This is a genomic window from Micromonospora sp. NPDC004336 (genome assembly GCF_053602615.1).
Map to the genome: position 1 here is coordinate 1 of NZ_JBSGDY010000110.1, position 21,054 is coordinate 21,054.

Consider the following 21,054-nt stretch of genomic DNA (forward strand, 5'->3'; position numbering starts at 1 on the left):
CCGCACTCCCGGGCGGGCCAGGGCTGGGGGGACGGGGCGGCCTGCGGGACCTGGGCGGCGCCGCGCGCGGCGGGCTCGGGCTGCGACCAGGCGGGGGATGCCTGCTCGCCCTGGGCAGCCCACTCGGGCTGCGCGTTCCGCTGCTCGCCGCCGGCGTTCCAGCCGCCGGAGCGGCTCGGGTCGTCTTGCTGGGCGTTCCAGCCGCCGGAGCGGTTGGGGCCGTCCTGCGGCGGCCGGTCGCCGGGTGCGGCGCCGTCGGCCCAGCCGCCGGGGCGGGCCTGGTCGTCCTGCTGCCCCGCGGCCCAGCCGCCGGAACGGGCGGGGTCCTGCGGGGGCTCGGTGTTCCAGCCGCCGGAGCGGGCGGGGTCGTCCTGCTGCGTGGGCCAGGACTGGGGGGCCGGGGCGGCCTGCGGGACCTGGGCGGCGCCGCGCGCGGCGGGCTCGGGCTGCGACCAGGCGGGGGCGGGCTGCTCGCCCTGGGCAGCCCACTCGGGCTGGTCGGGGGCGGCGTGCGGCGGCGGGGCGGCGGCCCACGCGGGACCGGCCTGCTCGCCCTGCGCTGCCGCCCACGCCGGCTGCGCGGAGCCGCCGGCCGGAGCCCAGGCGGCGGGCGGGGCCGGATCGTTCTGCTGCGGGGCCTGGGTGGCGCCCCAGGCGGGGCCCGGCTGCTGCTCGTTCTGCGCGGCCCAGGCCGGTGGGTTCGGCTGCCCGGACGGCGGCGGAGGCGCCCAGCCCAGGTCGGGTGCGCCGTAGCCGTTGCCCTGCTGCGCCGGCCGGTCGCCGTACGGCGCCGGTCCGCCGGCGCCCGGCGACACCTCGTCCGGCTGCTGGCCGGGGTGGTGCGTGCCCTCGGACGTCATGCGTGCGCCTCCTCCATCACCTGTCGGCCGCCGCTGCCGATCGGTCTGTTCGGCAGGGTGGCCGGCGTCGCCGGTGTACCGGCCGTGCCGGCTCCCCGCACCGTATCCGGTGGCCGCCCGAGGGCTTCCGGGGAGCACCGGCCATCACTCCGCGTGGCCGGGCGGTGTCGAAGGGCTTCTATCGACTCGACCTGCTCCGGGGTCGCGGACGACGACCGAAGCCCACCGTACCGGGCGCTGCGGCGAGGTGGAATCCCGGTCTCAGTCGGCCCGGAACGCCGACGGCCCACCCGGGCGGACCGGGTGGGCCATCGATCTGGAGGAGGTGAGGAAGGTTCTGGGCGTCAGCTCATGTGACGCTGGGCGATGGCGAGGATCTCTTCGCGGACCGCGGGCGAGTTGGCGGAACGCAGCGCGTGCTCGATGGCGCGGGCGCGGCGGTTGGCGTCGCGGCGGTTGCGAATTCGCTCGATCATGCTCACGGGTATCTCCTCCTGGCTTATTCGGTTGTCAGCCCCTTGATGTCTCTATTGAACCCCAACGCGCCCCCAAATTCCATCGATTATTAGGTGAGCTGGGACACGAGCCTAACGATCGAAGGTCAACGGGCTTGGGTGCCGAAGGATTCGTCTCCCAACGGACACGGCCGGTGTGCCGGGCGTTCACCCGTGGCACACCGGCCGTGGCTGGTGTCGAGACCGGTCAGGTCCAGGCGAGCAGCGCCGCCTCCGGATCGGCCAGGAAGTCCCCGATGTCGCGCAGGAACTTCGAGCCCAGCTCACCGTCGATGATGCGGTGGTCGAACGACAGGCCCAGCGTGGTGACCTGGCGCGGCTTCACCTTGCCCTTGTGCACCCAGGGCATCTCGCGTACGGCGCCGAAGGCCAGGATCGCCGACTCGCCCGGGGGCAGGATCGGCGTGCCGGTGTCCACCCCGAACACGCCGACGTTGGTGATCGTCAGCGTGCCGCCGGACATGTCGGCCGGCGAGGTCTTCCCCGCCTTGGCCGTCTGCACCAGGTCGGTCATCGCGTCCGCCAGCTCGCGCAGCGAGAGCCGGCCGGCGTCCTTGATGTTCGGCACGATCAGCCCGCGCTCGGTGGCCGCCGCGATGCCCAGGTTGACGTAGTCCTTGACCACGATCTCGTCGCCGGCCCAGGTCGAGTTGACCATCGGGTGGCGCTTGACCGCCAGCAGCACCGCCTTGGCGACCAGCAGCAGCGGCGAGACCCGCACGTCGCGCCACTCCCGCCGGTTGCGGAGCCGGTCCAGCGCCTTCATCGCCCGGGTCACGTCGACGGTCAGGAACTCCGTCACGTGCGGGGCGGTGAACGCCGAGCGGGACATGTTCTCGGCGGTGAGCCTGCGTACCCCCTTGACGGGGATGCGCTGCTCGCGGTCCGCGCCGAAGCTCGCCGCCGCCGGGGCCGCCACCGCGAGCGGCTCGGCCGCCGCCGTGGTCGCGCCCGCCGCCGCCCGCTGCACGTCCTCGCGGGTGATCGAGCCCAGCGGGCCCGAGCCGGTCAGCGTGGCGAGGTCGACGCCGAGATCCTTGGCGAGCTTGCGCACCGGCGGCTTGGCCAGCACCGGACCCCCGGCCCGGCCGTGGCCGTTCACCGGGGCCGCGGGCGTGACCGGGACCGCCGGCGTGACCGGGGCCGCGGGGGCGACCGGGGCCGCGGGGGCGACCGGGGCCGCCGGCGCGACCGGCGCCGCGGCCTGGGTCGGCACCGGTGCGGCGCCCTTGCGCGGGCGCCGCTTGGCCGCCGTCGTCCGCGGGCCGTAGCCGACCAGCACGGCGGTACGCCCACCCGGTGCGGGACCGCCGATCAGGCCCGGCTCGACCGCGCCCTCGGCCGGCGCCACCTCGACCGCCGCCAGCGACGCCGCCGACGGGGTGGGCAGGTCGGCGGCCGGCGCACCGGTCGTCGACGGCTCGATCGGCCCGGCGCCCGGGTCGGTGTCGATCGCGATGATCGGCGTGCCGACCTCGACCGTGCTCCCCTCCGGGTGGAAGATCGCCTGCACCTGGCCGGCCCACTTCGCCGGGATCTCGACGGCCGCCTTGGCCGTCTCCACCTCGACGATCGGCTGGTTCAGCTCGATGACGTCACCGACCTTGACCAGCCAGGCGAGGATCTCGCCCTCGGTCAGGCCCTCGCCCAGGTCGGGAAGGTTGAACTCCTTGATCCGCGACATGCCGCTCACCAGCCGAAGGTGCGGTCGACGGCGTCGAGCACCCGGTCGAGGTCGGGCAGGTACTCCTCCTCCACCCGGGCCGCCGGGTAGGGGGTGTCGAAGCCCGTCACCCGCAGCACCGGGGACTCCAGGGAGTAGAAGCACTCCTCGGTGATCCGGGCCGCGATCTCCGAGCCCAGGCCCAGGTTGCCCGGGGCCTCGTGGACGACCACGCAGCGGCCGGTGCGCCGCACCGACTCGTACGCGGCGGACAGGTCCAGCGGGGAGATCGAGCGCAGGTCGATGACCTCCAGCTCGCGGCCGTCCTCGCTCGCGGCGGTCGCCGCGTCCAGGCAGGTGCGCACCATCGGCCCGTACGCCAGCAGGGTGGCGTCGGCGCCGGGCCGGACGACCCGGGACGAGTGCAGCGGGTACGCCTCGGACAGCGGGGCGTCCAGCTCGACCGGGCCCTTCTCCCAGTAGCGCCGCTTCGGCTCCAGGAACACGATCGGGTCGTCCGAGGCGATCGCCTGCTGGATCATCGAGTACGCGTCCTGCGGGTTGGCGCAGCTCACCACCTTGAGGCCGGCGGTGTGGGCGAAGTAGGCCTCCGGCGACTCCGAGTGGTGCTCGACCGCGCCGATGCCGCCGCCGAACGGGATCCGGATCACCATCGGGATCTTGACCTTGCCCTGCGAGCGGTAGTGCATCTTCGCCACCTGCGACACGATCTGGTCGTACGCGGGGTAGACGAAGCCGTCGAACTGGATCTCGCAGACCGGGCGGTAGCCGCGGATGGCCAGGCCGACCGCGGTGCCGATGATGCCGGACTCGGCGAGCGGGGTGTCGATCACCCGCTGGTCGCCGAAGTCCTTCTGGAGGCCGTCGGTGATCCGGAAGACGCCGCCGAGCTTGCCGACGTCCTCGCCCATGACGACGACCTTCGGGTCGTTCTCCAGGGCCCTGCGCAGACCGGTGTTGAGGGCCTTGCCGAGGGTGAGCGTCTCCGTGGCCATCAGTGGGCGCTCCCCTCGAACGACTCCATGTACTTCGTGAACTGCGCCCGCTGCTCGTCGAGCTCGGGGGACCCGTTGGGGTAGACGTGGTCGAACATCGTCACCGGCTCGGGGTTGGGCATGGCGAGCACCCGCTCGCGCAGGTGCACCGACTCGGCGCGGGCCTGCTCGTCGACGGCGGCGAAGAAGTCGGCGTCGGCGATCTGCTGCTTGGTCAGGAACGCCTTCATCCGGGCGATCGGGTCCTTGGCCTGCCAGGCCTCGACCTCGCTGGCGATCCGGTAGCGGGTCGGGTCGTCCGAGGTGGTGTGGGCGCCCATCCGGTAGGTGTAGGCCTCGATCAGGCTGGGGCCCTGGCCGAGCCGGGCGTTGTCCAGCGCGTGCCGGGTCACCGCGTACGACGCGAGCACGTCGTTGCCGTCCACCCGGACGCCGGGGAAGCCGAAGCCGCCGGCCCGCTGGTAGAGCGGGACGCGGGTCTGCCGCTCCAGCGGCTCGGAGATGGCGTACTGGTTGTTCTGGCAGAAGAACACCAGCGGGGCGTTGAAGACGCTGGCCCAGACGAACGCCTCGTTGACGTCGCCCTGGCTGGTGGCGCCGTCGCCGAAGTAGGCGATGACCGCCTCGCCGTCCTCGGTGCCGGTCTTGCCGTCCATGTGGACGCCCATGGCGTACCCGGTCGCGTGCAGGGTCTGCGCCCCGATCACGATCGTGTACATGTTGAACTTGAACTCGTTCGGGTCCCAGCCGCCCTGGTCGACGCCCCGGAACAGGCCCAGCGGCATGATCGGGTCGATGCCCCGGCAGTAGAGGACGCCGTGCTCCCGGTAGGTCGGGAAGGCCATGTCCTGGGTACGCAGCGCGCGCCCCGAACCCACCTGGGCGGCCTCCTGGCCCAGCAGGCTGGCCCACAGGCCCAGCTCGCCCTGGCGCTGCAAGGCGGTGGCCTCGGCGTCGAGCTTGCGGACCAGCACGAGGTCGCGGTAGAGCCCGCGGTACTCCTCGTCGGTGAAGTCGACGCGGTATTCGGTCCCGTCCGGCCCGGTCGCGCTCTCGACGCGCTCACCCTCGGGGGTGAGCAGCTGCACCAGCTGCGGGTCGCCGGTCGCGCCCTTCCTGGACCGGGGTGCGGCCCGTCGGCCGCGGCTGGAGACCCCGGGGTCGCCCTTTGCCATCCGTCTCTCCCTGTCTGTCTGCGTCGGCACCGGGGGGTCACCCGGCCGCGCAACTCGTGCGCCTGTCCGGCTGGTGCCGGACCGGTTCCTGGCGGCCGCGCCTAGCCCCGGTGGGGGTTGCCGCGCGGCGTGAAGCCGGATTCTTGGCCGAACCCGGTTCGGGAGCGCCGGCGCCCAGCCGCGCCTGCCGCGAGGGTGCGCGGAGGTCGTGGCTGCGTTGCCGTCGTGGTCCATATTCGCATCACACGTGAGCGCGCCCACAGTACGCCCGCCCCGCACCGGCCGGCGGTCCGCTTCGTTACACGAAGCGCCGGGCGTCCGTTCCATCGACGCGCGGCCGATCCGGCGATGGTTCGTCACCGTTCGGCCATATACGCGTGTCGACACGCTGTACAGGGTTGGCTGACGCAGCGTCACTGCGACAGGCTGATTGTCGCGGGTTCGCCCAGGTCGAGCGGTTTGCCGCTTCCGGCCGCGCCCCGCGCCGCCGTTCGGGCGCCCGGTCGGTCGCCGGCGCGCCGACCCGCCGCCGGGCCGCCGGGGACGGGTGGTCCCACCGCTTCCCCGCCGGGCGGGAGGCCGACGAGGAGGAGTGTGCGGTGTCCGATCCAGGTGAAGGTCCCGGCTCGCCGTTCCTCGGCCGGCATCGCGCGGGCGGTGGCTACCGCCGGATGGTCGGCGCGCACCGGGCGCCCGGTTCCGGTGGGCCGCCCCGCGGCTACCTGTTCACCGTGGCGCTGCTCGCGGGCACCGCGTCGATGCCGATCCTCGCCGCGATCAGCACCGGCTCGGCCACGGTGGGCAGCACGGCCCTGCCGGACAGCGGCACCCCCTTCCTGCCGACGCCGTCGGTCGGCCCGGTGGTGATCCCGCCGCCGGTGACGAGCCAGCCGCCGGTCACCCCGTCGACCCCCACCCCGGCCGTGGCGACGCCGAGCAGCTGGCGGCCCGCCGCCCCGGTCCCCCGTACGCCGGTCGAGGCGCCGTCGGGCGTACGCCCGCCGCCTCCGCCCGTGGCGGCCCCGCCGCGCCCGCCGGCCGGCCGGCCGGTCCCGCTGCCCGCACCGAGCCCGTCGCCCAGCCCGTCGCCCTCGCCCAGTCCGTCGCCCTCGCCCAGTCCGTCACCGGTGGTGACGGCGACCGGCTCGCCGGACGAGGAGCCGACGGCCGGGCCGACCTCGTCGGGTGCCGGGCCCACGGCCGGGCCGACCGCCGAGCCGACGGACCGGCCCACGGCCGACCCGACGGCCGGGCCGACCTCGTCGGGCGCCGGGCCCACGGTCGAGCCGACCGCCGAGCCGACGGACCGGCCCACGGTCGAGCCGACGGCCGAGCCGACGCCCGGGCCGACGGTCCGGCCCACGGCCGGTCCGACGGCCGGGCCGACCTCCTCGGGAGCCCGGCCCACGGCCGGGCCGGGTTCGGTCGAGCCGACGAGCGCCGGCAGCCCGCCGGCCGCCCGCCCCGCGCCGATCCGGGTACCCGCCGTGGCTCCGCCGCGCGACGCCCCGACCGCGACCGGCGTGGCCGGCCTCGGCGTCGCGGATGCCGGCCCCAGCACCACGGGCGCTGACGCCGCCCCCGGCGTCACGAGCGCCGGCGTCGCGGATGCCGGCCCCGGCGCCGCGGATGCGGCCCCGGTCCGGCCGGTCCCCCGGGTACGGTGACGGTCGGCGGCGGATGAGTCACCGGGCGGGCGCGGCCGGCACCGGGCCGTGCGGACGGGGTGGCTCCGGGACGACCCGGGCCCGAGCAGGGGCGGGGCGCTGAGCGGAGCGGACGGCACGGGCGCGGGACCCTCGACCGGCCCGACCGCCGTGCCGCGCCCCGGGCGTACGCTGCGGGTCGCCCGGCTCGTCACCGAGTTGACCGCGCCGGCCGTGCTGGTCTCCGTGCTGACGCTGGCGGTCGGCTGGCACAGCGCGCGGGGCGCCCACGGGCTGGCCTGGGGGTTGCTCGCCACGCTCTTCGTCAGCGGCATCCCGTTCGCGTACATCGTCGGCGGGGTGCGTCGGGGCCGGTTCACCGACCACCACGTGGGGGTCCGCGAGCAGCGTCGCGTCCCGCTGCTGTTCGGCCTCTGCTCGGTGGCCGCCGGGCTGGCCCTGCTCGCGGTGCTCGGCGCACCCCGCCCCGTGCTGGCCCTGGCCGCCGCCGGCCTGGTCGGCCTGGTGGTCGCCGTGGCCGTGAGCCACTGGTGGAAGATGTCGATCCACTCGGCGGTCGCCGCCGGCACGGTGGTCGTGCTGGTGCTGACGTTCGGGGCGGCGTTGCTGGCGACCGCCCCGCTGCTCGTGCTCGTCGGCTGGTCCCGGGTCCGCCTGCGCGACCACACCGTGCCGCAGGTGGTCGCGGGGGGTCTGCTCGGCGCCCTGGTCGCGGGGCTCGTCTTCGCCGTCCTACGCTGAGCCGTCCTGCGCTGAGCCGCCCCACGCTGAGCCGCGCCCCACGCTGAGCGGCCCCACGCTGAGCGGCCCCACGCTGAGCGGCCCCACGCTGAGCGGCCCCACGCTGAGCGGCCCGCCGGTCGGGGCGTCCGCCGCTGAGCCGTCCGCCGGTCGGGCGCTCTCCGGCGGATCTTCCGCAGGTGCGGGCGGTCGGGCCGTCAGCCGCCGGTCCCGGCCAGCGCCGCGAGGCGGCGGGCGAGCCGGGCGGCGGCCTCCCGCAGCTCCGGGGGTTCAAGCACCTCCGCCTCGAAGCCCAGCCGCGCCACGTGCACGGCGAGCGCGTCCAGGTCTTCCGCGCCGACGACCAGCACGCACCACCCGTCGCGGTCCTCCTCGACGCGTCCCACCTGCGGGGGCACCAGCTCCCGCACCCGCTCGGCCCGGGCGTGCAGCCGCACCCGGGCGAGGTGCCGGTAGGGGGCCTCGGTGACGGATCGTCGTACGTAGGCCACCGGGTCGGGATGCTCCCTCGCCCGGAAGCGCCAGGTGGTCGCCGCCACCGCGCGCATCCGGTCCAGCCGGAAGGTGCGCCAGTCGGCGCGGTCGACGTCCCAGGCCATCAGGTACCAGCGGCGGCCGGTGGTGACCATCCGCACCGGCTCGACCGTGCGCTCGTGCTCCCCGCCGTCGCGGCCGGCGTACCGGAAGCGCACCCGCACGGCGTCGCGGCAGGCCCGGGCGAGCGTCACCAGCAGCTCCGCGTCGATCTCGACGCCGGGGCCGACGAGGGTGTCGGTGGCGTCGTGCACCGCCCGCACCTCGGCGCGCAGCCGGGCCGGCATCACCTGGTCGAGCTTCGCGAGCGCCCGCAGCGCCGCCTCGCCCGCTCCGGCGACCGTGCCGCCCGACGCCAGCCGCAGGGAGACCGCCGTCGCGATCGCCTCCCCGTCGTCGAGGAGCAGCGGCGGCAGCCGGGTGCCGGCACCGAGCTGGTAGCCGCCCCCGACGCCCGCCGTCGCGTGCACGGGATAGCCGAGCGCGCGCAGCCGTTCCACGTCGCGACGTACGGAGCGGTCGGTGACCCCCAGCTCGGCGGCGAGTTCGGCGGCGGTCCAGGACGGCCGGCGCTGTAGCAGCATCAGCAGCCGCAGTACCCGCTCGGTCGTCGCCTCGACAGTCATGCGGCCAGCGTTGCACGAATCGCGGAACGATCCTGTCCGCTATCTTCGGCAGGATGGGTCCATGACCGATCAGCTCTGGAACCTCCTGCTCCGAGAGCAGTTGATCCACCATCTGCCCGAGGTGTGCCCGCTCCCGCACACCCACCGACGCACCCGACAGGAGGCGAGCTGAGATGGCCCGCGACGTCCAGATCACCTTCGACTGCGCCGACCCGGCCGCGCTGGCCGCCTTCTGGGCCGATGCCCTCGGCTACCAGGTGCAGGGCCCGCCTGCGGGCTTCGAGTCGTGGGAACAGGCGCTGGAGGCGATGGGCGTGCCGCCCGAGCGCCGTAACGACGCCTCGGCGGTGCTTGACCCCGAGGGCTCGGGGCCCCGGCTGTTCTTCCAGCGGGTGCCGGAGGGCAAGCGGGCGAAGAACCGCGTACACCTCGATGTGCGGGCCGCTCCCGGGCTGGCGGGCGACGCGCGGATGGCGGCCCTGGAGGCGGAGGCCGAGCGGCTCGTCTCCCGTGGCGCGACCCGGCTCGACCGCTTCGAGCCCGCCCCGCCGCTCGGCGCCGGGCACATCGTGATGGCCGACCCGGAGGGCAACGAGTTCTGCCTCGACTGACCGGCCGCTCGGCGGTGCCGCCCGCGCCGGCCAGGCCGGCACCGCCGTCGGACCGGCTGGGCCGGCACCGCCGTCGGACCGGCCAGGCCGGCACCGCCGCCGCACCGAGCCGGCACAGACGCCGAGCCGACGCCGACGCTGCCGCCCAACCGACGCCGCCACCAGCCGACGCCGTCGCCGCCACCGGCGACCTCGGTGAGCACCCCCGGGTCGGACTCGGCCTCGGCCAGCTCCAGCAGCACCGAGAGCGGGCCTGAGGGGCGGGAGGTCGACCGCTATCGGCGGGCCGCGGACGGCTCCTGCCAGGCGGTGAGCGCGATGTGGACCACGGCCGTCAGCTCGTCCGCCGTGGCGCCGTCGCGGGCCTGCACGGACATGCCCTGGATGATCGCGCCGAAGTACCGGCTGAGTGCCTTCGGGTCCGCGCCACGGTCGAGCTTGCCGGTGGCCTGGGCGCGCCGGAAGTAGTCGGTGAGGAGCCCCAGGGTCGTGTCGCGGCGGCCGGCGACGGCGCGGGCGACGGAGTCCGACTGCGGCGGCAGTTCGAGCGCCGCCGTGGAGATCATGCACCCGCCCGGGCATTCGGCGTCGGTGAACTGCCGTGCCGCGCTGAGGAGGAACTCCGCCAGCCCGGCGCGGTCGGCGACCTCCCGGGTGAGCGCGGCGTTCGTCTGCTGCCGGACGTTCGAGACGTAGTGGTCGAGGCAGGCCGAGTACAACCCGGCCTTCGAGCCGAACGCGTGGTAGATGCTCGGCGGGTTCAGGCCCGTGGCGGCCTGGAGCATCGTGAGGCTGGCGCCCTCGTAGCCGTGCGCCCAGAACACCTGCGTGGCCTGCTCCAGGACCTGCTCCTGATCGAAGGATCGAGGTCGGCCCGGCCCCCGCTTCGCGCTTTTCATAGCGACCACTATAGTAGTCGCCAGTTCTGTAGTGACTGCTACAAAAGGAGGGGTCATGGGGCGATCTGTGCTGGTGACGGGAAGTTCGCGGGGGATCGGCCGGGCCGTCGCGGTCGCGCTCGCGGAGGCGGGCGCGGAGGTGGTCGGGGTCCACTACACGCGCGACGAGGCCGCCGCCCGGCAGACCGCGGAACTGGTCCGCCGGTCCGGCGCGGCGCCGGTGCTGGTCCGGGCCGGCTTCGACGCGGACGGCGCGACCGCGGCCGAGCGGCTCGCCACGGCGTTCCTCGACCGGGTCGAGCAGGCCGTCGGGCGCCGCGAGATCGACGTCCTGGTCAACAACGCCGGCGTCGCCGGGTCCCAGCGGCTGGGCTCGATCGACGAGGCGACCTACCGGCGGACGGTGGAGATCAACCTCACCGTCCCGCTCTTCCTCACCCAGGCGCTGTGGCCGCACATGCGCGACGGCGGGCGGGTGGTCAACATCTCGACGGGCTACACCCGGATCGCCGCCCCGACGCATCCCGTCTACTCGGCGACGAAGGCGGCGCTGAACGCGCTGACGCTGGCCCTGGCCCCGACCCTGGCCGCCCGCGGCGTCACCGTCAACGCCGTCATGCCCGGCATCATCGACACGGACATGAACGCCGGCTGGCTCCAGGGCGACGCCCGGGAGTCGGCCGCCGCGCTGTCGGTGTTCAACCGGGTCGGCACCGTCGACGACGTGGCCGACGTGGTGCGGTTCCTCGCCTCGGAAGAGGCCCGATGGGTCACCGGCCAGGTCGTCGACGCCACCGGCGGCTCGGCCCTGTGACGGCCCCGGGCGCCCCTGACGGCGTACGCCATGGGCGCCCGGGAAGCGGGAACCGTCAGGCGCCGTCGTCGGCCAGGCGGTGCCGGTTGGCCTCGATCCAGGCGTCCAGGGCGGCCGGGTCGTCCGGGTCGACGCCGTCGGCCATCAACTGGGCGACGGCGGCGGTGGCGGGGCTGCGCCGCTCGCCCGTGCTGTAGAGGCGGGCGAACTCCGGCACCATCTCCTCGATCGCCGTGTCGGTCTGCGCCGCCGCCCGCTCGGGCAGCCCGCGCTTGCGGGCGGCGTACGCGGCCCAGGACCGCAGCACCCGGGGCAGCAGGGCGGCGTCGTCCATGTCCAGCACGGCCCGCCGGTGCACCCAGTCGAGCAGGAACAGCCCCGCCACGGTCGGGCTCCACCGCATCGGGTCGGCGTCCGGGAAGCTGGCCGCGTGGTCCAGCAGCAGGCTGAGGCAGAAGTGCAGCGAGGCCAGCTCCGCCCCGTCGACGGCGTCCAGGCCGAACCGGGCCGCCTCGGGCGAGGCGAGGAACCGGCGGACCAGCTCCGTACGCTCGGCGGCGGTGAGCGGCTCGGCGGCGGGCGCGGGCGCGCTGCGGGTGGGGTGGGGCAGCCGGGCCAGCCGGGCGCCGAGCAGGGCGCGGTCGGTGGCCAGCGAGCCCTCCCCGGGCAGCTCGCCCATCCCGTCGGTGATCGCCAGGTGCCGGCCCACCTCGGCGTGCATCCGCGCCGGCTCCTCCTCACGGAACCAGGTCAGGTCGTCCCCGGCGCACATCTGCCGCACCTGGTCGAGGATTCGCTCGGGCGGCCCGCCGACGAAGACGTCCTTGGTGATGCCGATGTTGTGGTCGAGCAGCGTCACCACCGCGTGCGCCGGCCCGCCGGCCGCGTCGTCGTAAGCGAAGGTCGCGAGGTAGGAGGTCTGGTCGCCGTACACGTCGCCGTAGGACCAGCAGCCGGTGAGGTGCACCCGGCCGAGGTGGGCGGCCCAGTCGGGGGCGGCGGCGCCGGGGCGGACCCGGGCGGCGCCGTCGGCGTCGGGCACCAGCGCGGCGAAGACGGGGCGGATGGTGGTCGCGGCGGCCGAGCGGCGGCGCGCGGTGGCGGCCAGGAAGCCGGCCACGAAGTCCCGGACGGCGACGTCACGCTCGGTCTCCGCAACCGCGTAGACGCTGCCGAGCAGGGCCGCGCCGAGCATCTCCGCGTCGAGGGCGTTCTCCAGCTTGGCCACGTCACGGGCGGCGTGCAGCACCGCGTCGTACGGGGTCTGAGGCGTTCCCATCCACCGACCCTACGCCGCCGCCCGCCTCGGGACGGCACGAGCGACCGGAGCGCCGCGTCGCGGCACCCGCCCCCGGGCCGTCGCGCGCGCCGGCCGGCCGGCCAACGCCGGGACGCGGCAGCGCCGGGCGGCCGGCCACCCCGGGACGCGGTGGCGCGGGGGCGGGATCGCGCTGCCTCAGTCGCCGGCGGCGTCCCGCAGGGCCGCCCGGGCCTCGGCGTAGGAGGCGAGCACCGCCCGCACCGGGGCCAGCACGTGCTCGTCGCCGACCGCCGCCACCGCGTCGGTGAGCCGCCGTTGCGCGCGGCGGCGGGCGCGGCGGGCCGCCCACCGGACGACCGGCCTGGTCAGGGCCGCCACCAGTAGCCCGGCGAGCAGGCCCCCGAGGAGCAGCAGGGTGGGCAGCGGCACCTCGCCCACGGTCGGGTTGTCCAACGCCGGCAGGCCCAGCGCGCGCAGCCCGTAGCCGAGCGCCAGCCACCCGAGCCCGGCCAGCGCGGCCAGGGTCACCAGCCACTGGAGGCCGCCGACGATCCGCCACCAGACCGGCCGCCGGTCCATGCCGAGGTCGGTGCCGGCGACCGCGCGGTCCAGCGCGTCCGGCAGGTCGCCGAGGCGGGACCGGGCGGCGGCGGTCACCGCGGCCGGCCAGGCGGCGGGCAGGTCCGCGCCCGCCCGGTCGGCCACCGACCGGATCGCCAGGCCGAGCGCGGAGCGCTGGGCGGCGGTGGGGTCGGGCACCGAGGTCGCGGCGACCAGGCTCTCCGCCGGCTCGTCCCGCTCGCCGGCCGGGCCGGGCAGGTGCAGGCGGCGCAGCGGGTCGGGCCGCAGGCGGCGCCAGCCCCGGACCAGCGGCCAGCCGGTGGCCGCGCCGCCGCGGTGCCGGTACGCCTGCTCGACCGCCTCGGCGACCGCCGGCACCCCGGCCGCGCCGGCCAGGGCCCGGTGCAGGTCGGTGCCGGCGGCGTCGGCCGGCCCGGCGGGCGGCGAGGCGCCCCCGACCAGCTCGTCGAGCCCCGCCACCACGCTGTCCACGTCGCCCTGGAGCCGGCGCAGCGCGGCCTGCCGCTCGGCCACCGTGCGTTCCAGCGCCTCCCGCAGCCCGAGCATGCCCGCCGGGTCGACGGCGGTGGTGGCCAGCAGCGGCACGCCGGCCAGGCCGTCCGCGTCGAGCAGCCGGCGCAGGTCGGCCAGCACCCGGGGCAGCTCGGCCGGGGGCAGCCGGTCGGCCTGGTTGAGCACGACCAGGGTGACGTCGCGGTGCCGGTGGAACTCGCGGAGGTAGCTGGTGTGGATGACGCGGTCGGCGTACTTCTGCGGGTCGACCACCCACACCACGAGGTCGACGAGGCCGAGCAGCCGGTCCACCTCCAGCCGGTGGGACCGCTGCACCGAGTCGAAGTCGGGCAGGTCGAGCAGGATCAGCCCGTGCAGGGCGGACTCGTCGTCGCCGTCGAGCACGCTCTCCCGCACGAACCGGTGCCGGGGCAGCACGCCGACCCAGTCGAGCAGCCGGTTGCCGCCGTCGAGCGGCCCCCAGACGCAGGCGTGGGTGACGCCGGTGGTGGGGCGGCGCACCCCGACCGGGGAGAGCTCCATCCGGGCGAGCGCGTTGAACAGGCTCGACTTGCCGCTGCCGGTCGCGCCGGCGAGGGCCACCACGGTGTGGTCGCGGGAGAGCGCCAGCCGGGTGCCGGCCCGCTCGACGAGGGTGTGGGCCGGCACGAGCTGCGAATCCGGCAGGTGGCCGTCGACGACCGCGAGGAACCGGCGTACGGCGTCGAGGCGGGCGATCAGCGCGTCGGCGTCGACCCGCCGGTCGCCACGGAACGCCTCGCGCATCCGCCCGACGATGTTCGTCATCGCTCCCCGCTCTCGGTGCCGGGCAGGTTCGCGGCGTCCGCGTCGGCGAGCCCGCTGCGGTGCCGCGCGATCTCCACCCGGTTGGCGGCCCGGCGCAGCTCCTCGGCGGCGTCCGCGGCGGGCCGGGCCTCCGCCGTCCGGGCGAGGTAGCGGGCGGCCTCGTCGTCCAGCAGCGCCCGCACCCGCTCCAGCAGGTCGGCCCGGGCCTTGGCGGCGAGCGTACGCACGGCCTGGTCGCCGAAGATCGCCTGGAGCACGGTCTGCGCGGCGACGGTCGTGCCGGCCCCGGTGGCCACCTCCAGCCCGGTCGGGATGAACGCCGTCGAGGCGAACACGGCGATCATCACCGCGAGCCCGGTGGCGTTCACCGCGTACGCGGCCGTGCGGGCCACGAAGCGCCGGTCACCGCCCTCGGCGCGGACCAGCTCCAGCACGCCGCGCTGCCACTCCCGGACCAGGCGTTCGGCGCGTTCGGGCAGGTCGGCGGAGGGGTGGGCCAGCTCCGGTTCGAGCAGCGCCGCCCCGGCGGGATGCGCCTTCCACCCGGTGTACGCGTTCTCCGCCGCCTCGGCGGCCACGCCGCGCAGCAGGGTCACCAGCTGGGACTCGATGGCGTCGCGCAGCTCGGACGCGGGCGCGGGCCGGCCGGTGACGGCGGCCACCACCCGGTCGCGGAGCCGCCCGATCCGGGCCTCCAGGGTGCGGAAGAACTCGCCGGTGCCGACGAACTCCTGCCAGCGGGCGAGCACCTCGCCCCGGAGCAGCCGACCGTCCCGCAGCCCCTGCTCGACGGTCCGGTGCGCCCCCCGGTAGGCCGCCCGTACCCGTTCGTCGAGCGCGTCGGCGGCGACCACCTGCCCGTCCGCCGCGTCGGCGAGCTCCTCGGCCGCCGGGCGGAGCGCGGCGAGCGCCCCGTCGAGGGTCTGCCGGACCACGGCCGCCCGGGCGTCGGCGTCGGCGGCCAGCCGGGCGAACCAGGCGGCCAACGGCGCGGTGACCCGGTCGGGCAGCAGCCCCTGCCCGTCGACCCAGGTCTCGGGCAGCACGAACAGCGGGGCCGCGCCGAGATCCTGCGCGGCGAGCATCTCCGACAGGTGGGCGGCGATCTCGTCGGCCGCCTCCGGGGGCACCCGGTCCAGCACCATGGCGATCACCGCGCCCCGGGCCCGGGCGCTGCGCAGCAGCTCCCAGGGGACCGCGTCGGCGTAGCGGGCGGCGGTGGTGACGAAGAGCCACAGGTCGGCCGCCGCCAGGAGTTGGCCGGCCAGCGCCCGGTTGGCGTCGACCACCGAGTCGATGTCGGGGGCGTCGAGGAAGGCCAGCCCGGGCGGCAGGGCGGGGGCGGTGACCAGTTGCAGGGTGCGCGGGTCCTCGCTGGGCTCGCTGGTGCGGGTGAGGCCCGGCAGCAGGTCGCCCTGGCGGAACCAGCCGGAGTCGGCGGGGCTGCACACCAGCACCGGGGAGCGGGTGGTGGGCCGCAGCACCCCGGCGGCGCTCACCCGCGCCTGCACGAGGCTGTTGACGAGGGTGGACTTGCCTGCGCCGGTGGACCCGCCGACCACCACGAGCAGCGGGGCGTCGAGCCGGCGCAGCCGGGGGAGCAGGTAGTCGTCGAGCTGGTCGGTGAGGCTTCCGGCGGCCCGTCGGGCGGGCTCGGCGGAGGGCAGCGCCAGCGGGAACCGGGCGGCCCGGATCGCGGCGCGCAGGTCGGCCAGTGCGGCGGGGAGGCTGTCGTCCCCGGTGGTGGCGGGCCGGTCCTCCCCGGCGTCGACGGGGCCGGTGCGGGCTGCGACGGTGGGCGCGCCGGCCTGGGTGGCGGAATCGCCGTGCGTCGTCACCGCTAAAGCGTGCCCGACCGACGCAAGGGAAGACAACCGATCGGTAGCAACCGTGACTTGCGTCGGGTCGACTCAACCTCGACTTGACGATTTCCGGGGGCGTGGCACTATTGAGTCAAGTTCACTCAACTTGTGGTGGGGTCGCTGCGGGCGACGCCCGCCGAGCGGCTCCGGGCGACGCCCGCGGGCGGCTCACAACGTCACGAAGCGAGGAAGCGAAGATGGCACGTGCGGTCGGTATCGACCTCGGCACGACGAACTCCTGCGTCAGCGTCCTGGAGGGCGGTGAGCCCACCGTCATCGCCAACGCTGAGGGCTCGCGGACGACCCCGTCGATCGTCGCGTTCGCCCGCAACGGCGAGGTGCTCGTCGGTGAGGTCGCCAAGCGCCAGGCGGTGACCAACCCGGACCGGACGATCCGCTCGGTCAAGCGGGAGATCGGCACCAACTGGTCCGTCGACATCGACGGCAAGAAGTACACCCCGCAGGAGATCTCGGCCCGCACGCTGATGAAGCTCAAGCGGGACGCCGAGGCGTACCTGGGCGAGCAGATCACCGACGCGGTGATCACCGTCCCGGCCTACTTCAACGACGGTCAGCGCCAGGCCACCAAGGAGGCCGGTGAGATCGCCGGCTTCAACGTGCTGCGGATCGTGAACGAGCCGACCGCGGCGGCCCTGGCGTACGGGCTGGACAAGGGCTCCAAGGAGCAGACCGTCCTGGTCTTCGACCTCGGTGGCGGCACCTTCGACGTGTCGCTGCTGGAGCTGGCCGAGGGCGTCGTCGAGGTCAAGTCGACCAGCGGTGACAACAACCTCGGTGGCGACGACTGGGACCAGCGGATCATCGACCACCTGGTGAAGACCTTCCGCGGCGAGCACGGCATCGACCTGGCCCAGGACAAGATGGCCCTGCAGCGGCTCCGCGAGGCGGCCGAGAAGGCCAAGATCGAGCTGTCCGCCGCCACCACCACCAACATCAACCTGCCGTACATCACGGCCGGCGCGGCGGGCCCGCTGCACCTCGACGTGACGCTCAGCCGGGCCGAGTTCCAGCGGATGACGCAGGACCTGCTGGACCGCTGCAAGGGCCCGTTCGAGCAGGCCGTGAAGGACGCCGGCATCAAGGTCTCCGACGTCGAGCACGTCATCATGGTCGGCGGCTCGACCCGGATGCCGGCCGTGACCGACCTGGTCAAGCAGCTCACCGGCAAGGAGCCCAACAAGGGCGTCAACCCGGACGAGGTCGTCGCCGTCGGCGCCGCCCTGCAGGCCGGTGTCCTCAAGGGCGAGGTCAAGGACGTCCTGCTGCTCGACGTGACCCCGCTGAGCCTGGGCATCGAGACCAAGGGCGGCATCTTCACCAAGCTGATCGAGCGCAACACCACGATCCCGACCAAGCGCTCCGAGGTCTTCACCACGGCGGACGACAACCAGCCGTCGGTGCTGATCCAGGTGTTCCAGGGCGAGCGCGAGATCGCGGCCTACAACAAGAAGCTCGGCACCTTCGAGCTGACCGGCCTCCCGCCGGCGCCGCGCGGCGTGCCGCAGATCGAGGTCACGTTCGACATCGACGCCAACGGCATCGTGAACGTGCACGCCAAGGACCTCGGCACCGGCAAGGAGCAGAAGATGACGATCACCGGTGGCTCCTCGCTGCCGAAGGACGACATCGAGCGCATGCGCCGCGACGCCGAGGAGCACGCCGAGGACGACAAGCGTCGCCGCGAGGAGGCCGAGACCCGCAACCTGGCCGAGGCGCTCCAGTGGCAGACCGAGAAGTTCCTGGCCGAGAGCGGCGACAAGCTGCCGGCGGAGTCCCGTGACCAGATCAACGAGGCGCTCGGCGAGCTGCGCGGCGCGCTCGGTGGCCAGGACATCGAGAAGATCAAGTCGGCGCACGAGAAGCTGGCGCAGGTCTCCCAGCAGGCCGGCTCCCTGCTCTACAACCAGCAGGGCGAGCAGCCGGGCGAGGCCGGCCCGGGCGCGGCGGGCGCCGGGGCGACCGGTGGTCCGCAGGCCGGCGGCCCGGCCGGTGGCCCGGACGACGTGGTCGACGCGGAGATCGTGGACGAGGACAAGAAGTGACGATCCGTCCCGGACACGGAACCACGGCAGAGGGATGAGGTAACCCCATGACGGAGAAGCCACGAGCCGCCGACCCGGGTGCGACCGGGTCGACGCCGGGTGGCTCCGCGCCCGCCGAGCAGGCCGGCGACGGGCCGCGGGTCGTCATCCGCAACAACCGCAAGATCAGCGAGACCAGCGAGCCGGACGCGGCCGCCGCCGACGCCGGGTCGGACGCCCCGGCCGAGGGGCTGGTCGAGGAGGCCGAGGTCGTGGTCGACGAGATCGAGGTCGAGACCAGCCCGGTGGACGGCCCGCCGGTGGTGGACGCCCCGGCCCAGCCGGCCGACGGCGGGACCGCGCTCGGCGCCGAACTGGAGGCGCTGCGCAAGGATCTCGACGAGCGGACCCGGGACCTCCAGCGGGTGACAGCGGAGTACGCCAACTACCGCAAGCGGGTGGACCGGGACAAGGGGCTGGTCACCGAGCAGGCGACCGGCGCGGTGCTCGCCGCGCTGCTGCCGATCCTGGACGACCTGGACCGGGCCCGCGAGCACGGCGACCTCGTCGGGCCGTTCGGTTCGGTGGCGGAGCAGCTCACCGCGGCGCTCGGCAAGTTCGGGCTGACGGCGTTCGGTGAGCAGGGCGACCCGTTCGACCCGACCCGGCACGAGGCGGTGGCCCACCAGACCTCGGCCGACGTCACCGAGCCGACCTGCGTGCAGGTGATGCGCCGGGGCTACCAGGTCGGTGAGCGGCTGCTGCGACCGGCGATGGTCGCGGTCGCCGACCCGGAGTAGTGCGCGACGACGACCGGGCCGTCCCGTCCACCCGCACCGGGTGGGCGGGACGGCCGGTCCCCAGGTAGGGAGGGGGTGGACCGGTGAGTTCCAAGGACTGGATCGAGAAGGACTTCTACGCCGTGCTGGGCGTGGACAAGGCCGCCTCCGCCGACGACATCAAGAAGGCGTACCGGAAGCTGGCCCGGGATTCGCACCCGGACCACAACCCCGGTGACCCGAAGGCCGAGGAGCGCTTCAAGGCCGCCTCGGAGGCGTACGGGGTGCTCGGCGACGACGCCAAGCGCCGCGAGTACGACGAACTGCGTTCCCTGTTCGGCTCCGGCGCGTTCCGGCGCGGGGCCCGGGGCGCGGGCCAGCCCGGCGGCATGCCGTTCGACGTCTCCGACCTGTTCACGGGCGCTGCCGGCGGGGGCGGCGACCGTCGCTTCGGCGGGGCCGGCTTCCAGGACCTGTTCGGTTCGATCTTCTCCGGCGGCGGGGCGGGCGGCGGGGCGGCGCCCCGTGGCCCGGCCCGGGGCCGGGACGTCGAGGCCGAGGTGGCCCTCGACTTCGACGACGCCGTACGCGGGGTGACCGTCCCGCTGACGCTGCGCGCCCCGGGCGTCTGCGACACCTGCCACGGCAACGGGGCCAAGCCCGGCACCCAGCCGCGCACCTGCCAGGTGTGCCACGGCGCCGGGGCCACCACCCGCAACCAGGGCTCGTTCAGCTTCTCCGAGCCGTGCCGCAACTGCCAGGGCGTCGGCACGGTCGTCGAGGAGAAGTGCCCCGAGTGCCAGGGCACCGGCGGGGTCACCAAGACCCGCACGCTCAACGTCCGCTTCCCGGCCGGGGTGGCCGACGGCCAGAAGATCCGGCTGGCCGGGCGGGGCGAGCCGGGCGCCCGGGGTGGCCCGGCCGGCGACCTATTCGTACACGTGAAGGTGCGGCCGGACGAGCTGTTCGGGCGTACGGGCGACGACCTCACCCTGACCGTGCCGATCACGTTCGCGGAGGCGGTGCTCGGCACGGACCTGCGGGTGCCCACCCTCGACGGCGCGGTCACCCTGCGGGTGCCGCCGGGCACGCCGAGCGGTCGGGTCCTGCGGGCCCGGGGCAAGGGGGTGGTCCGCCGCGACGGGCGGGCGGGCGACCTGCTGGTGACGCTCGACGTGGTGGTGCCCGCACGGTTGTCCGACGAGGCGCGCACGGCGTTGGAGACGTTCGCCGCGCAGACCCCGCCGGCCGCGCGGGAACATCTCGACGCGCGGGTACGTCGATTCAGTTGACCCGGTGTTCGATCGGCTCGGTGGAGCGCACGCGGAGGTGAGCGGGATGTCGGACGAGTTCGTCGGTTCGGGTGACCCTGCCTACGAGGCCAAGGTGCTGATGATCTCGGTGGCGGCGCGGATGGCGGGGATGCACCCGCAGACCCTGCGCCAGTACGACCGGCTGGGCCTGGTCCAGCCGGGACGGGCCGCCGGCGGCGGGCGGCGCTACAGCGTCCGCGACGTGGTGCTGCTGCGCGAGGTCCAGCGGCTCAGCCAGGACGACGGCATCAACCTCGCCGGGGTCAAGCGGATCATCGGGCTGGAGCGGCTCCTGGAGCAGGCGCAGCAGCGGGTGGCCCGGCTGGAGGCGGAGTTGGACGCCGCGTACCGCCGGATCGCCGAGCTGGAGGCGCTGGCCCGCTTCCCGGGCAGCGACCTGGTGCCGACCAACCGCACCTCCACCGCGCTGGTGGTCTGGCGTCCCCGCCGCACCGAACGCTGACGGGCACCGACCGCGCCCGGCCTGCCGCGCCGCCGCACGCGCTCCGCGGGCCTGCCGCGCCGCCACGCGCGTCACCGCCCGCGCTCTGCCGCGTCACCGCCCGCGCGCCTGCCGCGTCACCGCCCGCGCTCCGCGCGCCTGCCGCGCCACCGGGCGTCTACCGCGCTACCGGGCGCGGGCCTGTCGCGCCTGCCGCTCCACCAGGCGCGCGTCTGCCGCGCCGCTACGCGCGCGCCCCAGCACGGTCGGTGGTTAGCAAAGTGTGTAAAACTAGGGGGTTTTGAAACCAGGGGGTTAAACGAACCCGGTTGGTGGGTTTGGTGAGATGGTGA

The 21,054-nt window shown here is 75.2% G+C and carries 17 protein-coding genes and 1 pseudogene; 7 read left to right on the forward strand and 11 right to left on the reverse strand.

Going from position 1 to position 21,054, the window contains the following annotated elements; genetic code table 11:
- The 6 genes and pseudogenes from ACWENR_RS20900 to ACWENR_RS20925 form a co-directional block, all read right to left on the reverse strand.
- Nucleotides 1-860 (reverse strand): annotated as a pseudogene (locus ACWENR_RS20900) (hypothetical protein); the annotation flags it as partial.
- Nucleotides 861-1,204: 344 nt separating this feature from the next.
- Complete coding sequence (locus ACWENR_RS20905; RefSeq protein WP_165947779.1) at nt 1,205-1,342, reverse strand: hypothetical protein; 138 nt, start codon at nt 1,340-1,342, stop codon at nt 1,205-1,207.
- A 220-nt stretch (nt 1,343-1,562) separates the two neighbouring features.
- Nucleotides 1,563-3,059, reverse strand: a complete 1,497-nt coding sequence (locus ACWENR_RS20910) for a dihydrolipoamide acetyltransferase family protein (protein WP_452278663.1) — start codon at nt 3,057-3,059, stop codon at nt 1,563-1,565.
- A gap of 5 nt (nt 3,060-3,064) precedes the next feature.
- The gene (locus ACWENR_RS20915) at nt 3,065-4,054 is read right to left on the reverse strand and encodes an alpha-ketoacid dehydrogenase subunit beta (RefSeq protein WP_452278650.1); all 990 of its coding nucleotides are present in this window, start codon (nt 4,052-4,054) and stop codon (nt 3,065-3,067) included.
- Nucleotides 4,054-5,229 carry a pyruvate dehydrogenase (acetyl-transferring) E1 component subunit alpha gene (pdhA, locus tag ACWENR_RS20920; protein ID WP_452278651.1) on the reverse strand — a complete coding sequence of 392 codons (1,176 nt, stop codon included), beginning with the start codon at nt 5,227-5,229 and terminating at the stop codon, nt 4,054-4,056. The genes ACWENR_RS20915 and pdhA overlap by 1 nt, the downstream gene beginning before the upstream one ends.
- A 718-nt stretch (nt 5,230-5,947) precedes the next feature.
- Entirely contained in the window at nt 5,948-6,592 is a 645-nt protein-coding gene (locus ACWENR_RS20925) for a hypothetical protein (RefSeq protein ID WP_452278652.1), read from the reverse strand.
- A 454-nt stretch (nt 6,593-7,046) separates the two neighbouring features.
- Here ACWENR_RS20925 and ACWENR_RS20930 point away from each other — a divergent pair, with 454 nt between their 5' ends.
- The gene (locus ACWENR_RS20930; protein ID WP_452278664.1) at nt 7,047-7,637 is read left to right on the forward strand and encodes a phosphatase PAP2 family protein; all 591 of its coding nucleotides are present in this window, start codon (nt 7,047-7,049) and stop codon (nt 7,635-7,637) included.
- Nucleotides 7,638-7,834: 197 nt separating this feature from the next.
- Here ACWENR_RS20930 and ACWENR_RS20935 read toward each other — a convergent pair whose 3' ends face one another.
- Nucleotides 7,835-8,797 carry a helix-turn-helix transcriptional regulator gene (locus ACWENR_RS20935; RefSeq protein WP_452278653.1) on the reverse strand — a complete coding sequence of 321 codons (963 nt, stop codon included), beginning with the start codon at nt 8,795-8,797 and terminating at the stop codon, nt 7,835-7,837.
- A 173-nt stretch (nt 8,798-8,970) separates the two neighbouring features.
- On the opposite strand from ACWENR_RS20935, the gene ACWENR_RS20940 reads away from it, so the two are divergent.
- Nucleotides 8,971-9,408 (forward strand): VOC family protein, encoded by a 438-nt coding sequence (locus ACWENR_RS20940; RefSeq protein WP_452278654.1) that lies wholly within the window; start codon nt 8,971-8,973, stop codon nt 9,406-9,408.
- A 275-nt stretch (nt 9,409-9,683) separates the two neighbouring features.
- Here ACWENR_RS20940 and ACWENR_RS20945 read toward each other — a convergent pair whose 3' ends face one another.
- The gene (locus ACWENR_RS20945; RefSeq protein WP_452278655.1) at nt 9,684-10,307 is read right to left on the reverse strand and encodes a TetR/AcrR family transcriptional regulator; all 624 of its coding nucleotides are present in this window, start codon (nt 10,305-10,307) and stop codon (nt 9,684-9,686) included.
- Nucleotides 10,308-10,362: 55 nt separating this feature from the next.
- Here ACWENR_RS20945 and ACWENR_RS20950 point away from each other — a divergent pair, with 55 nt between their 5' ends.
- The gene (locus tag ACWENR_RS20950; RefSeq protein ID WP_452278656.1) at nt 10,363-11,121 is read left to right on the forward strand and encodes an SDR family NAD(P)-dependent oxidoreductase; all 759 of its coding nucleotides are present in this window, start codon (nt 10,363-10,365) and stop codon (nt 11,119-11,121) included.
- Nucleotides 11,122-11,176: 55 nt separating this feature from the next.
- Here ACWENR_RS20950 and ACWENR_RS20955 read toward each other — a convergent pair whose 3' ends face one another.
- The 3 genes from ACWENR_RS20955 to ACWENR_RS20965 all read right to left on the reverse strand — a co-directional run bounded on the left by ACWENR_RS20955 (nt 11,177) and on the right by ACWENR_RS20965 (nt 16,101).
- Entirely contained in the window at nt 11,177-12,400 is a 1,224-nt protein-coding gene (locus tag ACWENR_RS20955) for a hypothetical protein (protein ID WP_452278657.1), read from the reverse strand.
- Nucleotides 12,401-12,577: 177 nt separating this feature from the next.
- Nucleotides 12,578-14,263, reverse strand: coding sequence for a GTPase (locus ACWENR_RS20960; protein WP_452278658.1), 1,686 nt, complete (start codon nt 14,261-14,263; stop codon nt 12,578-12,580).
- Nucleotides 14,260-16,101: an ABC transporter gene (locus ACWENR_RS20965; RefSeq protein WP_452278659.1), complete on the reverse strand. Its 1,842-nt coding sequence runs from the start codon at nt 16,099-16,101 to the stop codon at nt 14,260-14,262. Before ACWENR_RS20965 ends, ACWENR_RS20960 begins: the two co-directional genes overlap by 4 nt.
- 221 nt (nt 16,102-16,322) lie before the next feature.
- On the opposite strand from ACWENR_RS20965, the gene dnaK reads away from it, so the two are divergent.
- From dnaK to ACWENR_RS20985, 4 genes are all read left to right on the forward strand, one after another.
- On the forward strand, nt 16,323-18,188 hold the full coding sequence (gene dnaK / locus ACWENR_RS20970) for a molecular chaperone DnaK (protein WP_452278660.1): 1,866 nt from the start codon (nt 16,323-16,325) through the stop codon (nt 18,186-18,188).
- A gap of 47 nt (nt 18,189-18,235) precedes the next feature.
- Nucleotides 18,236-18,967, forward strand: a complete 732-nt coding sequence (grpE, locus tag ACWENR_RS20975) for a nucleotide exchange factor GrpE (RefSeq protein WP_452278661.1) — start codon at nt 18,236-18,238, stop codon at nt 18,965-18,967.
- A gap of 83 nt (nt 18,968-19,050) precedes the next feature.
- Nucleotides 19,051-20,238 carry a molecular chaperone DnaJ gene (gene dnaJ, locus ACWENR_RS20980; RefSeq protein ID WP_452278662.1) on the forward strand — a complete coding sequence of 396 codons (1,188 nt, stop codon included), beginning with the start codon at nt 19,051-19,053 and terminating at the stop codon, nt 20,236-20,238.
- Between the two features lie 46 nt (nt 20,239-20,284).
- Nucleotides 20,285-20,722: a heat shock protein transcriptional repressor HspR gene (locus ACWENR_RS20985; RefSeq protein WP_091100044.1), complete on the forward strand. Its 438-nt coding sequence runs from the start codon at nt 20,285-20,287 to the stop codon at nt 20,720-20,722.
- The last annotated feature ends 332 nt before the right edge of the window (nt 20,723-21,054 follow it).

Coding starts and splice junctions, on each gene's coding strand:
- ACWENR_RS20910 (WP_452278663.1), bottom strand. CDS start 3,059: ATGTCGCGGATCAAGGAGTTCAACCTTCCCGACCTGGGCGAGGGCCTG.
- ACWENR_RS20915 (WP_452278650.1), bottom strand. CDS start 4,054: ATGGCCACGGAGACGCTCACCCTCGGCAAGGCCCTCAACACCGGTCTG.
- pdhA (WP_452278651.1), bottom strand. CDS start 5,229: ATGGCAAAGGGCGACCCCGGGGTCTCCAGCCGCGGCCGACGGGCCGCA.
- ACWENR_RS20935 (WP_452278653.1), bottom strand. CDS start 8,797: ATGACTGTCGAGGCGACGACCGAGCGGGTACTGCGGCTGCTGATGCTG.
- ACWENR_RS20940 (WP_452278654.1), top strand. CDS start 8,971: ATGGCCCGCGACGTCCAGATCACCTTCGACTGCGCCGACCCGGCCGCG.
- ACWENR_RS20945 (WP_452278655.1), bottom strand. CDS start 10,307: ATGAAAAGCGCGAAGCGGGGGCCGGGCCGACCTCGATCCTTCGATCAG.
- ACWENR_RS20950 (WP_452278656.1), top strand. CDS start 10,363: ATGGGGCGATCTGTGCTGGTGACGGGAAGTTCGCGGGGGATCGGCCGG.
- ACWENR_RS20955 (WP_452278657.1), bottom strand. CDS start 12,400: ATGGGAACGCCTCAGACCCCGTACGACGCGGTGCTGCACGCCGCCCGT.
- ACWENR_RS20960 (WP_452278658.1), bottom strand. CDS start 14,263: ATGACGAACATCGTCGGGCGGATGCGCGAGGCGTTCCGTGGCGACCGG.
- dnaK (WP_452278660.1), top strand. CDS start 16,323: ATGGCACGTGCGGTCGGTATCGACCTCGGCACGACGAACTCCTGCGTC.
- grpE (WP_452278661.1), top strand. CDS start 18,236: ATGACGGAGAAGCCACGAGCCGCCGACCCGGGTGCGACCGGGTCGACG.
- ACWENR_RS20985 (WP_091100044.1), top strand. CDS start 20,285: ATGTCGGACGAGTTCGTCGGTTCGGGTGACCCTGCCTACGAGGCCAAG.